The following is a 17722-nucleotide window of genomic DNA, read 5'->3' on the forward strand; positions in this document are numbered from 1 at the left end:
GATCTGTTTCACGCGGTGCCGGGTGGTAAGTCCGGTCTTTCAGGGTCGTGATGCCGGATTTATCCGATCTTGTTCACGTGTTGTTTCAGGGCCTTTTCCACCGCCGGGTGGACAAAGTTGCTGACATCGCCCTGCAGGGATGCGATTTCACGCACCAGCGTGGAGGAAATAAAGGAGTATTTCTCTGCCGGTGTCAGGAACATGCTTTCCACGCTGGGTGCCAGAACACGGTTCATGTTGGCCAGCTGGAATTCGTATTCGAAGTCGGACACAGCCCGCAGGCCGCGTAGAATAATGTTAGCACCCCGTTTGCGGGCAAACTCAGCCAGCAGGTTGTTGAAACCGGCAACTTCTACATTAGGAAGGTGGGCGAGTACGCTTTGCGCCAGGTCGACCCGGGTTTCCAGATCCAGCATCGGACGTTTCTTTGGATTGTCCGCGACGGCAACGATGATGTGGTCGAACATACGCGATGCACGCTCCACCAGATCCGTATGACCATTGGTAATGGGATCGAAGGTACCAGGGTATACGACGGTGTTCATGGTTGTGGGCCTCTGGGGTTCAGAACGGGCGCATAGTAAACAAATCCCGCACGGGTCACAATAAAAGCGGTCATTCTCTGACCGGCTGCAGGCCGGTCCATCAACCGTCTGGAGGGGTTATGTCCAACCACCATACGCTTTCCGGAAGGGATTCCCAAGTGCCACTGGCGCGCCTGAAAGCGCCCTTTTTTCATGCGTTGGCAGTGTCTGTGTGGCTGCTGTTGAGCGGTTGTGTCAGCACTACGGAAGATCAGCTGGACGAGTATCCCGAGCGCATGGCGCGAGCCTTGTCGCTGGAGGATCAGGCAGCTGGGCCAACCAGTGAGTACGCCGTGCCCGAACGACCATCCGCGCGGGCGCTGCGCATCGGGTTGGCAGCGCCGGACATCGACTTGCTCGATTTTCTGAGCCTGAATCAGTGCCGTTTGGGCGCTGTTGTAGCGCAGGGCAATAGCGTACTGGGCAAGGTCGCGGCTCCGAGTCAGGTGCTGCACCAGCAACGTGACTTTATCAACTGGGGGCCGGAGTGCGTCGAGCAGCTGCGTGAAGACAAGCCGGAACTGGCACAGGCGTTGGCGTCGGCATTGCAGTTGAAGCATCAACAGCGACTGGCGTTGTGGTGGAATGCCTGGCTTGGTGGTGAGGAATGGCAGGCGCTGACGGCGCGCTCGGCGCCCTTGCTGGATTGGCAGCAAGACAATGACGGCCATATCAGTGCCACGCTGGCAGCACTCGACTACGCCCTTGCTCTTGGCGAGCGCATGGCTGCAGAGACCGACTGGAAAACTGCGCACATTGAGTACGACGCCGATGTGTTCGAGCAACAGCTGCAGAGCTTGTTGCTGGGGGAAAGCATCGGCCGTTGGGCGAGAACCCAGCAACAACTGACCCATCGTCTGAATCGGGTCGCAGACCTGCTGGAGTATCGACTGACGCAGCGGCCATTGTGTCCGACGGGCCGGAAAACCCCGGATGCTGACATTGTTCAAAACGTATTGCACAAGTTCTATCTGACAGGGCTGCAGCCGTATATGAGCCGCAATGACCGCTTGGGCGGGGCGCTATTGCAGCGTCTGGATGCCATTGAGCGGCTTTTGCAGGTTTCTACTATTGGCTTAACGGACGTGGCGAACGGGGCCAATAGTGACGCGATAGAAAGTGGGGAAGGCCGGAACGGTGGGGAAGATGGTGGTGGTCGTGAAGCGAGGGAAGACGGAGATCAAACAACCGTCGCGGCGGTTGTCGGGCAAGAGGCCTGGCCAGCGGCTCGGCAAGATGCCCGGCAAGCAGCCTTGCAGACCTATCAACACTGGCTGCAAGCCTTGCACCTTAACCGCGAGGCCTTTCAGGCCGCCAGTCAGCGCCATGTGGCCATGATGTCCAAAACACTGCAATCCTGTGGCCTGATGCCTGCGAGCTGATGCTCGCAGGCGGGTTGCTGGTCGATGATGAGTACCGCGGTTAGCGAACGTCAGGAGAATCCAGCACGCCAGCGGGTACCGGCGATTCCAGAATCGCCGCGATGGCCTGAATCAGGTCGCGCTCAACGGTGCGCAGCTCGCCGTCGTAGCGGGCACAGGCGACCAGTGACTTGATCAGCCGTCCTTTTACATGCGGATAGAGGCCGGTCAGGCGCGTGAGGCTCTGGTTCAGCGGCTTGAGGCGATGATCGACCGGCTGATACTGAATGCCCAACGAGCCAAAGGCACCGTCGGCCAAACAGCCATTAAATGCACTGGCGGCCTGACCGTCGTCGTCGTGACCGTGGTGCGCCATGTACGACAGCAGCACGGCGATGTCCTGTTTTACCTGCTCCGGCTTCTTGACCGACTCCTTGACGGGCCTGGCCTGATTGAAATGGTTGTCCAGATACTGGTTCAGCAAGCGGAACAGGCACCACTCGAACAAATCAATCTGACCGTCCGACTTGATGATGGCAACCAGCGCGCTGTGGAAGCTGCGGTACTGGCTGTCTGACAGTTGTTTTAATGCAGGGATCGCCCGTTCGACCAACGGCAAGCGCTGGCTGGCGGGCAGCTGTCGCACATTGGCGCTGCAGCGCAGCACCTCCTTGTAGAGGCCCTGGCCGAGGGATCTCAGGACGATGTCCTGCTGCTGGCTGTGAATAAAACGCTCGGCCGGTGCCATCAACAGGCACAGAATCAGGGTTTGGGCCGAGAATGGCTCCCGCGCCATGGCTTGCAGGTCTGCCAACCGCTGCAGGCTGTCAGCCCCCGTGTCATTTTCTACACTGACCTTTTCTACTCTTGTCTTCTCTACACTGGCTTCGGCGGCAAGCAGCGCCGCACTCAGCTCAGAGCTAACGCCAACCAGCGTCGCCGCCGCAGGCGAGCCCAGGCTGCTGTTATCCGCAGCCACCAACTCCGGCGACTCCTGTTTGGCCTGCTGCAATGTTTGTGGTGCCAGATAGCGACCATCCCAGTTGGGTTGAATCCGACGGATACGGTCTTCCAGCGGTGGATGAGTGGCAAATCCCGAAAAACGGAAGTTCATGGCGCTGCCAAAAAACAGGTGGGCGGTTTCTTCCCGCTCGGGGCTGCGGATGCGGCTGCCAGCGCCGTGGCCGATCACTTTGAGGGCGTCGGCAATGGACTGCGGGTTGCGGGTGTATTGCACCGCGGAAGCGTCGGCCAGGAACTCCCGCTGGCGCGAGACACCGGCCTTGATCAGGTTGCCAAACAGCACGCCCAGATAGCCCAGTGCGGTCATCGCCAGTCCAATCGCCCACAGCGGCAGGCCGTTTTTCTGGTCGCGGCTGCGTATACGACTGCCATGGGCGCCGGATTCCAGTAAAAAACGGCCGATCAGGGCGATAAACAGAATGCCGTACAGCAACGCCATCAAGCGAATATTGAGGCGCATGTCGCCGTTGGCGATGTGGCTGAACTCGTGACCAATGACCCCCTGAAGTTGATCACGGGTGAGCTTTTTCATGCAGCCTTCGGTCACGCCAATGACGGCATCGGAGGCTTGATAGCCCGCCGCAAAGGCGTTGATGGAACTGTCGGGCAAAACGTACACCGGCGGTACCGGCATGCCCGAGGCGATGGCCATTTCTTCCACCACGTTCAGTAATCGCCGTTCGTAAAAATCCTTACTGTTGGGAATCAGTAGGCGGCCGCCCAATGAACTGGCGACGACTTTGCCACCGCCTTGCAAACTGAGCCATTTAATCAGGCTACCGCTAATGATCACGGCCAGCGTGCCCAGTGTGACCCAACCGGCGTGTTGCCAGTTATAAGGGTCTGTCCAGATGCCACTCAGGCTCAGGTTGTTGGCGGTTTGCGGGGTGTTAACCGATTTGTCGGCGCCGTACCAGACCAGCGCGGCGGCCACCAGATTCAGAGCGCCGACCAGTGTGGCCACAGCGGCGACAAACAGCATCAGCAAGCGACGGGTGCGCTTGCGGGCAAGGTCCTGTTGATTGAAAAAATCCATGGATGGGTCCGGTTAGTACGACAGGCGTTCTGATGTCAGGCAACGGGGCCTATGGCTCCGCTGCCCATCAGGGTGTGGTCACCCTGATCAGAACGAGACTTTCGGCGCTGCCTGAATCGCGGCACTGTCGGCAAATTCCAGCAGCTTGGCATTGTCGCGGTGGCCAAACATATTGGCGAAGAACACCGGTGGGAACGACTGACGGTAGCTGTTGTAACTGGTGACGGCGTCGTTGAACGCCTGACGCGCAAACGACACCTTGTTCTCGGTGCTGGTCAGTTCTTCCGACAGCTGCATCATTTGCTGGTTGGCCTTCAGGTCCGGGTAGGCTTCCATGGTCACGCTGAGACGACTCAGGGCACCACCCAGAGCGGTTTCGCTGCTGGCCAGTTTGGCCATGGCATCGGCTGCGCCCGGCATACTGGCGGCGGCTTTCAAACCGGCCACGGCTTCGTTACGGGCGGCGGTTACCGCTTCCAGGGTTTCGCGCTCATGGCTCATGTAGGCCTTGGCGGTTTCCACCAGATTGGGAATCAGGTCGTAGCGGCGCTTGAGCTGTACTTCGATTTGCGCGAAAGCATTTTCGTAGCGGTTTTTGTAGCTCACCAGCGTGTTGTAGATCGACACCAGATACACCAGCAGAAGCGCGATGACGACCAGTGTGACAATGGTACTTGTACCCATGAATAACTCCTTGATAGCAGAAGGTCAGACTCAGTCCTGAGCCCACTCACCGTTGGCCGACTGATAAAAGTAGCCTTGTTGTTTGGCTTTGCCGACCAGTTTTTCACCGGCAATCTTTTCAATGTTGGCCAGCGGGGTGTTTTGCTTGTTGGCGATTTGCTGGTAGTGCTGCTTGCGCTGCTGGTTGATCTCAGCCACCAGTGCGTCCACCGGGCCACTGGCGTTCACTACACCGACGTAGCCGTCCAGTCGCTCACCGACCAGACCGGTTTCACGGGCGGTGTCGAGGTCCATGGCGGCAGCGCCCAGACTCATCAGCATCAGGGCACAGAAGGTCATCAGGGTTTTCATTCGGAAATCTCCACAATCAGAACAGGGCGTCGTTTTGTTCAAACAGGTTGTCGAGGTCTTTCTCTACCTTGACCCGCACTTCGTGTTCGATCTTGACGTTGAGGTTGATGGTGATGGGTTCTTCCGGCGCGGCCAGCTTGACCGTACAGGCTGGCAGCAACAGGGTAAGCAAACTCAGCAGGCAACCTGTGGTTACCAGACGAATAGAGGGATGGGTCATGCATGTGCTCCTTGGCGGTTTGGTGATACTCCCGGGCACACCGGCACCGTGATGAGGGTATCCTGAGGCTCACTCTACCTTGGCGGTGTTGCATTGCAACGGCGGGGCATCGTCTTGATCGCGCTTTGGCGAATAATCGAGATTTTCGGATCGTGTTTTGCCAGACATACTTTGGAGAGACTCTTGCTAACGGGCGTCAGACAGGCTCAGAAGCCGCAGGACCGGTTTTCAACCATCAGCTTGGCCGGCTACCTTTTGAATACAGAATTAATACTAATTTCCCTAGGGTCCCTTGCCCTCGATCATTGTGTGCGATTCCACCGCCCAATAAAAAGTCGCTATAATTTGCGCATTCTAATTCTATAAATGCCGTATTAGCCTGGAAGGGGATCCCTGTGAACCATTTGAAAGCACTCGTTGTAGCTGCTGCAACTTTGATTGCAGCGCAAACCTTTGCTGCTGTTGCGTCCAGTGAAGAAAAGATCAAAGCCCGTATCGCGCCAGTAGGCGAGGTATGTGTGGGTGCTGAGTGTGGCGGTGCCGTCGCTGCGGTCAGCTCTGGTCCCCGTTCAGGCGAAGACGTGTACAACGCCGCCTGTACTGCCTGTCACGCAGCGGGTGTGTTGGGGGCACCGATGAAAGGTGACGTCGCTGCCTGGGATGCGCGTCTGGAAAAAGGCATGAACATCACCCTCAAAAACGCCATCAAGGGCATCAACGCCATGCCACCGAAGGGCAACTGTCTGGACTGCTCGGACGACGAGATCCTCGCCGCCATCAAGTTTATGGCAGGTCGTGAATAACATGCCTGTGGCCGGGTACCCGCAACCGTTACCCGGACCCTGGCAGCAGGCCCACTAAGCGGCCGCACGACAGCAACACATAAAAAAACCGCCTGGGTGTAAACCCCGGCGGTTTTTTTGTGGCTGCCTGTAACCTGGCTGGTCAGCGCCAGTCAGAGCATCAATCGCTGATGCCCAATGCACGACGCATGAATTCCGGCAGTGCCAGACCGGCGGCGTGAATTTCAGCGTTGTAGTATTCGGTGCGGAACGCCTTGTTGGCTGCGTCTTCAATGCGGAAGCTGGTGGCATCGCCGCCTTTGCTGGCCAGTGTGCAGCTCCACCAACCGGACGGGTAGATCACCTGAGGGAACGGCACGGTATGGCTGCTGGAGGCCCCGGCAACGGCCATGTCTTCGTGGATCTTCTTGATGATCGATTCGGTGTGGAACAGTGGTGACTCAGACTGCTGTACAACGATGCCGTTTGGCGCCAGCGCCTTGAAGCAATCCTTGTAGAAATCGACAGCGAACAGGCCTTCGGCAGGGCCGACCGGGTCGGTGCTGTCGATGATGATGATGTCTAGGGATTCCGGCGCGCAGTCCTTCACCCACTGGATGCCATCGGCAAACAGGATGTTGGCACGTGGGTCGTTGTTGGATTCACACAGCTCCGGGAAGTGCTTCTCGGACATGCGGGTCACCAGCTCGTCGATGTCGACTTGAGTCGCCTGTTCAACGCCCGGGTGCTTCAGTACTTCGCGCAGGGTGCCGCAGTCGCCGCCACCAATGATGGCCACGCGCTTTGGATTCGGATGGGTAAACAGCGCCACGTGAGACATCATTTCGTGGTAGACGAAGTTTTCGCGGGTCGACACCATGGTGCAACCGTCGATCACCATCAATTTGCCGAAGGTTTCGGTGTCATAGATGTCGATGGTCTGGAATTCGCTTTGGGCGGAGTCGATTTTGGCCTTCACTTTCAGTGAAAACGCGGAACCTTCCTGATCGAATACTTCAGTAAACCAGCCGTCTGCCAGTGGATGTGTCATATCAGATACTCAAATGAATCGATGTTCTTTAAAATCGGTCGCCTTGCGAGCGCCAGCGAGGACGGCAGCAACCCGACAACAACCGGGGCGGCCCAGAGCGCCGCAAGATACCTTAACCCTTGATTCGCGCCAAGCGAATCTGAACTCAGGACCGCCAATGACCAGTCAGACTCCGCAATATCACCGTGACGTCTACAACCTGCCGCACTGGAGCGAGGGCTATGCCCGTATCAATGAGCAAGGCCGTGTCAGTATGCACCCGGACCCGGCCGTTGATGCCGGTATTGATTTGCAGAATCTGGCCGAACGGGTCAAGCAGGAAGGCTTGCGGCTGCCCGTGCTGGTGCGTTTTCCCGGCATCCTGCATCACCGTGTCCAGAGTCTGGTAACAGCCTTCAGCAAGGCCCGTGAGGAATTTGGCTATCAGGGCGGGTTTACTCCGGTGTACCCGATCAAGGTGAACCAGCAGCAGCCGGTGGTCGCGCAGATTGTCGCCGGTCAGCAACAGGCCGGGCTGGAGCGCATTGGTCTTGAAGCCGGTAGCAAACCGGAGCTGATTGCGGTGCTGGCCCAGGCCCGTAACATCAAGGCCAATATCGTCTGCAACGGCTACAAGGACGCCCATTTTATTCGTTTGGCGCTGATGGCCGAGAAAATGGGCCACAACGTCTTTCTGGTGATCGAGAAAATGTCCGAGCTGCCGCTGATCCTGCGCGAAGCCGAGCGCGTGGGCGTCAAACCGCGTTTGGGTGTGCGGGCCCGACTGGCCACCATCGGCAAGGGCAACTGGCAGAACACGGGAGGCGAGAAATCCAAGTTTGGTCTGTCGGCCTTGCAGATTCTGCAGGTGATCGAGCTTTTGAAAGAAAGCGATCAGCTCGATACCCTGCAACTGCTGCACTTCCATCTGGGGTCGCAGCTGGCCAATATTCACGACATTCACACCGGCCTGCGCGAGTGCACCCGTATTTTTGCCGAGCTGGTGAAGCTGGATGTGCCGGTGCAGTGGCTCGACGTGGGCGGCGGTCTGGGCGTTGACTACGAAGGCACCCACTCTCGCAGCTACTGCTCGATGAACTACTCCATGGACGAATACGCCCGTAAGGTCGTCGAAGCCATGAAGGAAATCTGCACCGAGCTGGGCGCTACCGAGCCCAACATCATCACCGAATCCGGCCGCGCCATGACCGCCCACCACGCGGTGCTGCTGACCGAAATCATCGACCACGAGCGATCCTCCGACGGCGAGCTGGCGGCACTGGAAGAAGACGATCCGGCGTGTCTGAAAGGTTTGCACCGGGCTTATGAAATCCTGCTCGAAAGTCGTTCGTCCAGTGGTCTGGTAGAGCAGTTTCACGACGTTCAGCATTGGGTGGCTGAAGCCAATACGGCGTTCAGTCTGGGGCTTTTGAGCCTGCCGCAGCGGGCCAGTACCGAAACCCTGTACACCCGCTGTTGCCAGCTGTTGATGGACAAACTGACCCCGGCCAACCGCTCCCACCGCCCGTTGATCGACGAGTTGCAGGAAAAGCTGGCCGACAAGGTGTTCGTCAACTTCTCGCTGTTCCAGTCCTTGCCGGACATCTGGGGCATTGAGCAGATTTTCCCGATCCTGCCGGTCAGCGGTCACGACCAGCCGATGAACTTCCGCGGCGTGCTGCAGGACATCACCTGTGACTCCGATGGCCGCATTGATACCTACGTGGAAAGTGAAGGACTCAGCACCAGTTTGCCGATGCCGTCGATTCAGCGCGGAGACCTGATGGCGTTCTTTATGGTGGGGGCGTACCAGGAGATTCTGGGCGACCTGCACAATCTGTTTGGCGATACCGACTCGGTCGACGTGGTGATGGACAGCAACGGCGAACCACAGCTGCGCAACCCGGTGTGGGGGGACCACATTGCCAAGGTGCTGGGTTACGTGAACTTTGATGCCGACGACATTCGTCACCGCTTGATGAGTCAGGTGGCACAAAGCCAGCTGACCACCGAAGACAAGGCGCTGTTCCAGCGTGAATTGTCGGAGTCGTTGCAGGCCTATACCTACCTGCAACTGTAAACTTCGCAAACTTGAAAACCGGCAGGGCAAGCCCTGCCGGTTGTTTTCGGTTGTTTTAGATAGCCTGATTCAAACAGCCATCAGGCCAGATGATGCACGTCTTCCATGCCGTACACTGGCGTGGCAATGCCCTCCATACGAGCTTTCAGCTGCAACGACAGATACTGCGAATAGTGCCGCGACTGATGCAGGTTACCACCGTGGAACCAGAGCGCTTGCTGGCGTGTGGGTTTCCACATATTGCGCAGTTCGCCTTCCCAGGGGCCTGGGTCCTTGGTGGTGTCTGATCCCATTCCCCAGCATTTGCCGACCTTATCAGCGACCTCTTGTGAAATGATTTTGGCGGCCCAGCCGTTCATGGAACCAAAGCCGGTGGCGTACACCACCAGATCGGCCTCCAGCTCGGAGCCGTCGGTCAGAATCACCGAGTTGCGAGTCAGGCGCTCAATGGTGGTGTGGCTTTTCAGTTTGATGTCGCCACTGGCGATCAACTCGGAGGCACCCACATCGATGTAATAGCCCGACGCTCGGCGCAGGTACTTCATAAACAGGCCAGAGCCATCGTCGCCGAAGTCGAGCATAAAGCCGGCTTTTTCAAGGCCCTGGTAGAACTCCTTGTCCTGCTCGGCTACTTGCTGATACAGCGGAATGTGGAACTCCGGCATGATTCTGAACGGAATCGAGGCGAAGGTCAGGTCGGCCTTGTAGGTGGTCATGCCGTTCTGAACCGCTTCTTCCGAGTACAGCCCGCCAAGCACGTTCTCCATCAGGCTGTTGGACTTGATGATGTGGGTCGACGACCGCTGGATCATGGTGACGTCGGCGCCGTGCTCCCACAGTGCGGCGCAAATGTCGTGAGCCGAATTATTTGCGCCCAGTACCACCACTTTCTTACCGGCATAGGCTTCGCCGCCGGGGTGTTGGCTGGAGTGATGCTGTTCGCCTTCAAACACATCCTGACCGGGCAGTGACGGAATATTCGGAATGCCCGACATGCCCGTTGCCAGCACCAGCTGTTTGGGCCGCAGCACCAGCTCAGCCCCGTCGCGTTTGACGTGCACAATCCACTCTTGCGCCTGTTCGTCGTAGCGAGCCGAGGTACATTCGGTGGAGCCCCAGTAGTTCAGCTCCATGATGTTGGTGTACATCTCCAGCCAGTCGCCAATCTTGTCCTTTGGCGCAAACACCGGCCAGTTGTCCGGGAAGGGCATGTACGGCAAGTGGTCGTACCACACCGGGTCGTGCAGACACAGGGACTTGTAACGGCGACGCCAGGCATCGCCGGGCTTTTCCAGTTTGTCGATGATCAGGGTCGGTACATTCAGCTGCTTCAGCCGTGCGCCGAGGCCAATGCCACCCTGACCACCGCCAATGATCAGGCAGTAGGGTTGTTCGCTGTAGCCCAGGGTTTCGGCTTCGTGCTGACGTTTCTCCTGCCAGGTCTGGCGGTGCTTGTTTATGCCATGTTCAGCGCCACGGGGGCGGTTAAAACCGCGTGGTTCCGGGTGGCCTTTCAGCTCCACCATGGTGGTCAGTAATGTCCAGGCCTTGCCGTTGCGCAGTCGCAAGTGGCCCCGGCCATGGGCTACGGCGGTATCGAAGGTAATCCAGGCCTCAATCGTTCCGTCGTTGTCGCTGGCATCTTCTTCCAGCTGCCAGTTGGACGGCCGCACGTTATCCAGAGTAGCGGCCAGCATGTCGGCAATTTGCTGTTGGCCTTCCATGGTTTTGATATTCCAGGTAAAGGCCACCAGATCGCGCCAGAAACCGTCGCTTTCAAACAGTTGGGCGGCGGCCCGGGGGCCATCGTGGCGCAGGGCCTGATTGAACTGGTCGAGCCATTGTTGTGCGCTGGCACTGGCGGGAGAAAGGCTGTGCTGGGTCATATGAAGCTCCTGAGCAGGCTTGTTGTTTTTGTTGCTGCAAGTGAGTGGGGGTCATCTGACGATCCCTGTGGTGGCTATTGCAGCCGTTGTGCCAGCCCGGATATTTGTTATGCCGGAATTCTTAAGTGGTTGATTTTATGTGAGTATTTTTTATTGGGGCGCAGTTGTGAACACTGTGCTTTTCAACGCGTTTCACATCTTCGATACAGCTGTAACGACAACGGATTTACAGCTGTTGCGGTGGCGTTACAGGTGTAACGCCCGTTGGGTGTGGAACGAATAGCCCTACGACAGCGATCAAACAAAGCGGGTAATCTGGGTTCAAACGTCCGATAACAATAATTCGTCTGCCGGCGTGGTAGACAAGGATGCCTTGCATGACTGCTTTCTCGACGACGCTGGATCATCGCCGCCATACCGACCAACTGTTGCAGTTTGCCCGCAGCACCCGAGGTATGCCTGAAGCGGCCGACCTGATTGGCCGCTCATGGTGGCGTTGTTTGCAGGACTACGGGTTAGAGCCGGGCCGTCAGCAACCGGCTCGCATCCTCACCCAAAGCGCGCTGCGTGAGCATCAGGATGCCGCCGATGAGCTGTTGGCCGTGGCCCGTGCGGGTGTGGACCAGTTGTATCGCAGCATTCAGTCACTGGGTTATGTACTGTTGTTGACCGACAGCCGTGGCATTACGGTGCAGTTTCATGGCCGGCAGGATCAGCATGACGTGCTGCGTAGGGCGGGTTTGTATCTGGGCTCTGACTGGAGCGAAGCCTATGCCGGAACCTGTGCAGTGGGCACTTGCATTCAGGAGCAAGCGGCGCTGACCTGTCATCGGGGCGATCATTTCGACGGTGCGCATATCGGTCTCACTTGTACCGCCGCGCCCATTTTCGATCCGTTTGGCAAGCTGCTGGCGGTGCTGGATATCTCGGCGTTGAACGCACCGGATGTGCGGGCCAGCCAGACCTTTGCCCTGCATCTGACCCAGCTTTACGCCCGCATGATCGAAGATGCCTATTTCTTGCGTTGCTATCGTCGACAGCTGATTTTCCGGGCCGACGAAAGCCGCGAGCTGGTGGCCCTGAATGGCCGTATTTTGCTGGCGCTGGACCACAACGGTGATATTGTGGCGGCCAATACCGCAGGCCGTCGTTTGCTCGACTCCCGGGCCTTTTCTATCTCCGGTGCTAGCTCTGCTGCGGGGCGTCAATCATCCCCTTCGCCGATGGCTCTGGCTGATCTTTTGGGTTGCCCGCTGGACGACGTCTTGTCGATCAACCACGACTGCCCGGATGGTGTACGGGCGTTTCGTATTGCCCAGCAAACCCTCTATGGCAGCCTGATTGAACCGGTGCAGGAACAAGAGCCGCTGCGTCGCAGCGATCTCAGTGAACGTGTCGCCGAGCTGGATGCGCTGGCCGGCGACGACGCCGCCATGCGCAAGACCTTGCAGCAGGCCAAACGCTTCCGTAATCGTCAGGTCAGCTTGCTGATTCTGGGTGAAACCGGCAGTGGCAAGGACGTGTTGGCCAACGCCATTCATCGCAGCAGTGAACGGGGCAAAGGCCCGTTTATTGCCGTTAATTGTGCGGCCATTCCCGAGTCGCTGATCGAAAGTGAACTGTTTGGCTATTGTCCCGGCGCGTTTACCGGCGGTCGCTCCAAAGGCGCCAAAGGACTGATACAACAAGCCCATGGCGGCACCTTGTTTCTGGATGAAATTGGCGACATGCCATTGGCGTTGCAAACCCGCCTGTTGCGGGTGCTGGCCGAACAGCAGGTTACGCCATTGGGAGCCGACAAACCGGTGACGGTCGATTGCCGGGTGATCGCCGCGACGCATCAGAACCTGCCCGAGCGCGTGGCTAATGGGTCGTTCCGGGCTGATCTTTACTACCGTCTTAACGGCGCGACACTGACCTTGCCGCCACTGCGGCAGCGGGCCGACAGAGAGTTTTTGATGCGCAGCTTGCTGAACGCTCTTAAGGTTAGGGTTAGGCGGCCATCACTGCGGCTGCGTGCTGACGCCGTCAGCGCGCTATTGGCGTGGCATTGGCCGGGCAACGTACGGGAGCTGGTGAATGTGCTGGGTTATGCCGAAGCCAACGCCGAAACGGATGTGATTACAGTGGCGCAGCTGCCGGAGTCGATCATCAGGCCCCAGCAGGCTTATTCCAGGCTCCAGCAGGTGGAAGTCCCCGATGCTGAATGTTCTGGCCTGAATGACCGCAGTGATGCTGACACCATGGCCGGGGCAATCGATACGGACCCACAAGCGCGACAGCTGGCGCAGTTGCTGGAGCAGCAGCAATGGAACCTCAGTGCCGTTGCCCGCCAGCTGAATATCTCCAGGCCAACCCTGTACCGGCGCATTCGTCGCTTTGGCATTGCTCGCCAGACTTGTATCCAGTAACGGGTTGGCTTGGCGGTTTTTTGTTATGAATTGTTTCAGGGCGCGGCAGTAACGGCAGGATTGTCTATATCTAATGGGCTTGCACCAACAGGAGGGACATTCCATGTCTGACGAGGACTTTGAACTGCATGACGAAGACCTGCACGATGAAGCAGGCGTCAGTGATGACTCTGGCGTCGATTCAGAGAATGGCAAACCGGCCAAGGCGGCCAAGTCCGCTGAGCCAAAGGAAGAAGATGCCAAATCCATGACTGCTCACAACGAAGCCCGCAAAGCGCTGGAAGACGATGTCGCCGCGTTTTTGGCTCGGGGTGGCAGCATTCAACAGGTCGACGATAACGTGATGGCTGATCCACCACGTAAGCCACAGTCGAACTACGGCAGTCGCCCGATCTGAGGCGACGATGTGCTGGTGAAGAATGCAGAACAAAAACGGGGAGCCATTGGCTCCCCGTTTTTATTGGTGCTGTGATTCAGCAGCTCAGGCGTGGGCCTGTTCAATCTGTTGAATCAGCTCGTCGAGCTGCTCCAGTGCGCTGATCTGGTATTGCGGCGCTGCCAGGTCTTGCGGCCATGTTTGTTGGTACAGCGGCGTCCAGATGGCGTGAATCCCCAGCTGGCGAGCGGCATCCACGTCGTTGTGCGGGTGATCGCCAATGTGAATGCATTCGTGGGCTTCAACACCCGCGTGTTGCAGCGCCGCGTGGAACATATCCGGGGCCGGTTTGGCGATGCCAACGGCATCGGCGGTGATGCAGGCATCAAACAGGTGGTCGACGCCAATCAGTTCGAGGTCGGCATTGCCATTGGTGACGGCAATCACCGGCAGGCGCTGTTTGAGGCTGTTCAGCAGCGGCAGGGTGGCATCAAACAGGTCGAGCCGACTGCGCTCGCGGTAAAACACGTCAAAGGCTTGCTGGGCCAGTTCTGCCGCGTCATCGCGGTTCAATCCCGCTTGCATGGCAACCCGGCGCAGGCTTTCTTCGCGCAGTTTGGATACCTGCTGGGCCAACTGTGGATAACATTCGCCCAGTTCAATGCGGTACTGACGCAGGCCGCTGAGTGAGTAGAGGTCGGCGATGCCGGAGCAACGCTCGGTGATCCAGTCGTAGCAGACCTGTTCGGCACGCACGAGGGCGTCGGCCGGATTCCAGAGGGTGTCGTCGAGGTCGAAGGTGATCAGCTTGATAGCCAAGGCAAATTCCCGATCGGCGGTAACGCGCTTAGCGCGTTACCGGAGTTTGTTGCAGGCGCAGGGCCAGTACGTCACAGAGGTAGTCGAGGAACAGGGTGTCCATCGAGGTGCGGTAGTGGCTTTCGTTGTGGCTGGCCAGTACCAGTACGCCGTGGTTGTCCTGACCACGAATCTGGGCGGCGGCAATCGAGCCCATGTCGGTGGTGTCGAGGTTCAGCAGGGCTGCCATGTCATTACGTGGCAGCTGTCCACAGATAGCACGGTGCCCCTTGAACATACGATGGATATTGCGCTGTTGCTCCTGACTGCGAATGGCAATCAGCGGACGTTCCAGCTGACGTTCGGTGAAGTGCAGCATGGCCCAGGAATCAACCGCAAAGTCGTTGCGCAGGGCGTCATCGAGGGCGGTATGCAGCGCCAGCCAGCTGTTGGCTTCAATCAGGGCCAGTACCAGACGGCGGGTCTTTTCAAACAGGTGGTCGTTACGACGGGCATTTTCCAGCAGGTCGGACAGTCGCTGGCGCAATTCGATATTGCGGTCGCGATGCACCTGCACCTGACGTTCAATCAGACTGGTGGCACCACTGGTCTGGTGGGGAATACGAAGCTGCGACAGCAGGTCGTCCTTGCCCACGAAGAAGTCCGGGTGGTCTTCCAGAAACTGCACAACATCGGCTTCGGTCAGTCTCGGTTGTTGGCTCATGCTGTTACCTGCTGCTGCATATTGCTGTTGCCATTCAGATGTTTACACGTCCTTCAAAGACGGTTTCGGCCGGGCCTGTCATACGGACGCTGTGTTTGCCGTCCCAGTCGATTTTCAGATCACCGCCGGGCAAGTGTACCAGTACGCCGGGCTGCAACCAGCCTCGCAACTGACCGGATACCACGGCGGCACACGCGCCGGTGCCGCAGGCGAGGGTTTCGCCACTGCCGCGTTCGAACACCCGCAGGCGGATTTCGTTCGGGTTCACAATCTGCATGAAGCCGACGTTGACCTTGTTGGGAAAGTATTCACAGGCTTCGACAATCGGGCCCCAATGTTCAACCGGAGCGTTGTCGACGTCGTTGACGCGAATCACAGCGTGGGGATTACCCATTGAAACGGCGCCGAATTTTACGTCGCCGATCTCGGGCATCATGCGCTGGTACTCCGGCATGAACTGCTCGGCGACCAGTGGAATCTGTGCCGGTTCCAGAATCGCCGGGCCCATGTCGACCACCACCTGACCGTCGTCGGTGAGGTGCAGTTCCATGATGCCGTTGGCGGTTTCAACCTTGATGTCGCGCTTGCCGGTGAGGTGATTGTCGTAGACAAAACGGGCAAAGCAACGGGCGCCATTGCCACAGTTTTCGACTTCACTGCCATCGGCATTGAAAATGCGGTAGCGGAAGTCGACGTCCGGCCGTGACGGCCGTTCGACAATCAGCATCTGGTCGAAGCCGATGCCAAAGTTGCGGTCCGACAGCTCTTTCACACGTTGCGGGCGAATACGACCGGTTTGGGTGACCAGATCGATCACCACAAAGTCGTTGCCGATGCCGTGCATCTTGCTGAATTTGACTCTCATGCGTTCTCCGGCAGCAGGTGCTCGCCCTTGAACAAGTCGGTTACGGTTTCGCGTTCGCGCACCACGTAGGATTGCTCGCCGTCGACCATGATTTCCGCAGCACGGCCACGGGTGTTGTAGTTGGAAGCCATCACAAAGCCGTAGGCCCCGGCGGACATCACTGCAATCAGGTCGCCTTGTTCCAGTGCCAGATCACGGTCCTTGCCAAGGAAGTCACCGGTTTCACACACAGGGCCAACCAGGTCGAAGGTACGTACCGGCGCGTCGCTGGTTTGCTTGACGGTTTTGATGTCCTGCCAGGCGGAGTACAGCGATGGACGAATCAGGTCGTTCATGGCGCCGTCGATGATGGCAAAGTTCTTGTGTTCGTTGAGCTTGAGGAACTCAACCTGGCTCAGGAATACACCAGCGTTGGCAGAAATGGAACGACCCGGCTCAAACACCAGAGTGAACTTGCGGTCGCCCAGTTTTTCTTTCACCGCGCTGATGTACTCGGCCGGAGACGCCGGTTGCTCGTCGTTGTAGCAAACGCCCAAACCACCGCCCAGATCCAGGTGCTCGATGCTGATGCCTTTGCCCGCCAGGTCGTCGACCAGCAGCAACAGACGATCCAGCGCGTCGAGGAATGGGGTGATGGACGTCAGCTGGCTGCCAATGTGGCAGTCGACACCGACCACGTTAATGCCCGGCAGGCTGGCAGCGCGTTCGTACACGGCCGGTGCCCGCTCAATGGCGATACCAAATTTGTTGTCTTTCAGACCGGTGGAAATGTACGGGTGGGTCTGGGCATCGACATCCGGGTTAACCCGCACGGAGATGTTGGCCACTTTGCCACACGCGACAGCCACGTCGTTAAGGCGTTCCAGTTCGGCTTCGGATTCGAGGTTGAAGCAACCGATGCCAACTTCCAGCGCGCGCTGCATTTCGGCGGCTTGCTTGCCAACACCCGAGAAAATCACCTTGGCAGGATCGCCACCGGCGGCCAGTACGCGCTCCAGTTCGCCCAGAGAGACGATGTCGAAACCGGCGCCCAGTCGTGCCAGTACGTTCAGCACACCCAGGTTGGAGTTGGATTTCACCGCAAAGCAGACCTGATGAGGCCAGTCGCCCAGTGCCTTGTCGTAGGCCAGATACTGGGTTTCCAGTTCCTTGCGGGAGTAGACGTACAGTGGGGTGCCGTGTTGTGCAGCCAGGGCTGCCAGATCGACGTTTTCAGCGTGCAGGCTGCCCTGCTGGTAAGTAAATACTGACATATCAGGAGGTCTGTTCCGTATCCGGTTGATCAGGCAGATACAGGGGGCCTTTTTGTCCACAGCCGCCCAGCAACAGGGCGCTGACAGCCAGCGTGGCCAGCCACAGGGTGCGGGTGCGCAGAAGGTGCTTCATGCTAAAACTCTTGTGCTGTGGCCGTTGACGACACACCGGCTTCGAACCCCTGCAAGCGTTCACTCGCAGGCCTCGGCTTCAGTGTGCGTTGGGCCTGTATCTTTGGTTACCCAGCATTATACACA

Annotated in this window: 17 protein-coding genes; 5 read left to right on the forward strand and 12 right to left on the reverse strand. The window is 58.2% G+C overall.

All coding sequences use genetic code 11. The features are described from left to right. Positions 1-59 precede the first annotated feature (59 nt). Positions 60-545 (reverse strand): pantetheine-phosphate adenylyltransferase, encoded by a 486-nt coding sequence (coaD, locus tag G516_RS0102530; RefSeq protein WP_028292331.1) that lies wholly within the window; start codon positions 543-545, stop codon positions 60-62. A 119-nt stretch (positions 546-664) separates the two neighbouring features. Between coaD and G516_RS0102535 the strand changes: the two genes are divergently transcribed. Next, positions 665-1966, forward strand: a complete 1302-nt coding sequence (locus G516_RS0102535; RefSeq protein ID WP_084644816.1) for a DUF3080 family protein — start codon at positions 665-667, stop codon at positions 1964-1966. Between the two features lie 40 nt (positions 1967-2006). Here the strand turns inward: G516_RS0102535 and G516_RS0102540 are convergent, their stop codons facing one another. From G516_RS0102540 to G516_RS0102555, 4 genes are all read right to left on the reverse strand, one after another. Next, complete coding sequence (locus G516_RS0102540; RefSeq protein ID WP_028292333.1) at positions 2007-4004, reverse strand: M48 family metallopeptidase; 1998 nt, start codon at positions 4002-4004, stop codon at positions 2007-2009. A gap of 87 nt (positions 4005-4091) precedes the next feature. Beyond that, on the reverse strand, positions 4092-4688 hold the full coding sequence (locus G516_RS0102545; protein ID WP_028292334.1) for a LemA family protein: 597 nt from the start codon (positions 4686-4688) through the stop codon (positions 4092-4094). Between the two features lie 30 nt (positions 4689-4718). Further along, entirely contained in the window at positions 4719-5039 is a 321-nt protein-coding gene (locus G516_RS0102550; protein ID WP_028292335.1) for a YdbL family protein, read from the reverse strand. A 16-nt stretch (positions 5040-5055) separates the two neighbouring features. Continuing rightward, positions 5056-5259 (reverse strand): YnbE family lipoprotein, encoded by a 204-nt coding sequence (locus G516_RS0102555; protein WP_051218848.1) that lies wholly within the window; start codon positions 5257-5259, stop codon positions 5056-5058. A gap of 395 nt (positions 5260-5654) precedes the next feature. Here G516_RS0102555 and G516_RS0102560 point away from each other — a divergent pair, with 395 nt between their 5' ends. Then, positions 5655-6062 carry a c-type cytochrome gene (locus G516_RS0102560; RefSeq protein ID WP_028292337.1) on the forward strand — a complete coding sequence of 136 codons (408 nt, stop codon included), beginning with the start codon at positions 5655-5657 and terminating at the stop codon, positions 6060-6062. A 160-nt stretch (positions 6063-6222) separates the two neighbouring features. Here the strand turns inward: G516_RS0102560 and speE are convergent, their stop codons facing one another. Continuing rightward, positions 6223-7092 carry a polyamine aminopropyltransferase gene (gene speE, locus G516_RS0102565; protein ID WP_028292338.1) on the reverse strand — a complete coding sequence of 290 codons (870 nt, stop codon included), beginning with the start codon at positions 7090-7092 and terminating at the stop codon, positions 6223-6225. A gap of 157 nt (positions 7093-7249) precedes the next feature. Here speE and speA point away from each other — a divergent pair, with 157 nt between their 5' ends. Beyond that, positions 7250-9151: a biosynthetic arginine decarboxylase gene (gene speA / locus G516_RS0102570; RefSeq protein ID WP_028292339.1), complete on the forward strand. Its 1902-nt coding sequence runs from the start codon at positions 7250-7252 to the stop codon at positions 9149-9151. An 80-nt stretch (positions 9152-9231) separates the two neighbouring features. Here the strand turns inward: speA and G516_RS0102575 are convergent, their stop codons facing one another. Next, positions 9232-11037, reverse strand: coding sequence for a flavin-containing monooxygenase (locus G516_RS0102575; RefSeq protein ID WP_028292340.1), 1806 nt, complete (start codon positions 11035-11037; stop codon positions 9232-9234). Between the two features lie 377 nt (positions 11038-11414). Here G516_RS0102575 and G516_RS0102580 point away from each other — a divergent pair, with 377 nt between their 5' ends. Both G516_RS0102580 and G516_RS0102585 read left to right on the forward strand, forming a co-directional pair. After that, positions 11415-13448, forward strand: coding sequence for a sigma-54-dependent Fis family transcriptional regulator (locus tag G516_RS0102580; RefSeq protein ID WP_036533857.1), 2034 nt, complete (start codon positions 11415-11417; stop codon positions 13446-13448). Positions 13449-13551: 103 nt separating this feature from the next. Next, on the forward strand, positions 13552-13845 hold the full coding sequence (locus tag G516_RS0102585; protein ID WP_028292342.1) for a hypothetical protein: 294 nt from the start codon (positions 13552-13554) through the stop codon (positions 13843-13845). An 84-nt stretch (positions 13846-13929) separates the two neighbouring features. Here G516_RS0102585 and G516_RS0102590 read toward each other — a convergent pair whose 3' ends face one another. Genes G516_RS0102590 through lptM form a run of 5 tightly spaced genes read right to left on the reverse strand, consistent with a single transcriptional unit; the run spans position 13930 to position 17597 of the window. Beyond that, on the reverse strand, positions 13930-14643 hold the full coding sequence (locus G516_RS0102590) for an HAD family hydrolase (RefSeq protein ID WP_028292343.1): 714 nt from the start codon (positions 14641-14643) through the stop codon (positions 13930-13932). 28 nt (positions 14644-14671) lie between these two features. After that, complete coding sequence (locus G516_RS0102595) at positions 14672-15346, reverse strand: DUF484 family protein (protein ID WP_028292344.1); 675 nt, start codon at positions 15344-15346, stop codon at positions 14672-14674. A 34-nt stretch (positions 15347-15380) separates the two neighbouring features. After that, positions 15381-16211: a diaminopimelate epimerase gene (gene dapF / locus G516_RS0102600; RefSeq protein WP_028292345.1), complete on the reverse strand. Its 831-nt coding sequence runs from the start codon at positions 16209-16211 to the stop codon at positions 15381-15383. After that, the gene (gene lysA / locus G516_RS0102605; RefSeq protein WP_028292346.1) at positions 16208-17464 is read right to left on the reverse strand and encodes a diaminopimelate decarboxylase; all 1257 of its coding nucleotides are present in this window, start codon (positions 17462-17464) and stop codon (positions 16208-16210) included. The genes dapF and lysA overlap by 4 nt, the downstream gene beginning before the upstream one ends. Before the next feature lies 1 nt (position 17465). Then, complete coding sequence (lptM, locus tag G516_RS24235; RefSeq protein WP_084644817.1) at positions 17466-17597, reverse strand: LPS translocon maturation chaperone LptM; 132 nt, start codon at positions 17595-17597, stop codon at positions 17466-17468. Positions 17598-17722: the final 125 nt, after the last annotated feature.

The organism is Oceanobacter kriegii DSM 6294, from assembly GCF_000422845.1.
In the GTDB taxonomy this organism is placed as follows: Bacteria; Pseudomonadota; Gammaproteobacteria; order Pseudomonadales; family Oceanobacteraceae; genus Oceanobacter; species Oceanobacter kriegii.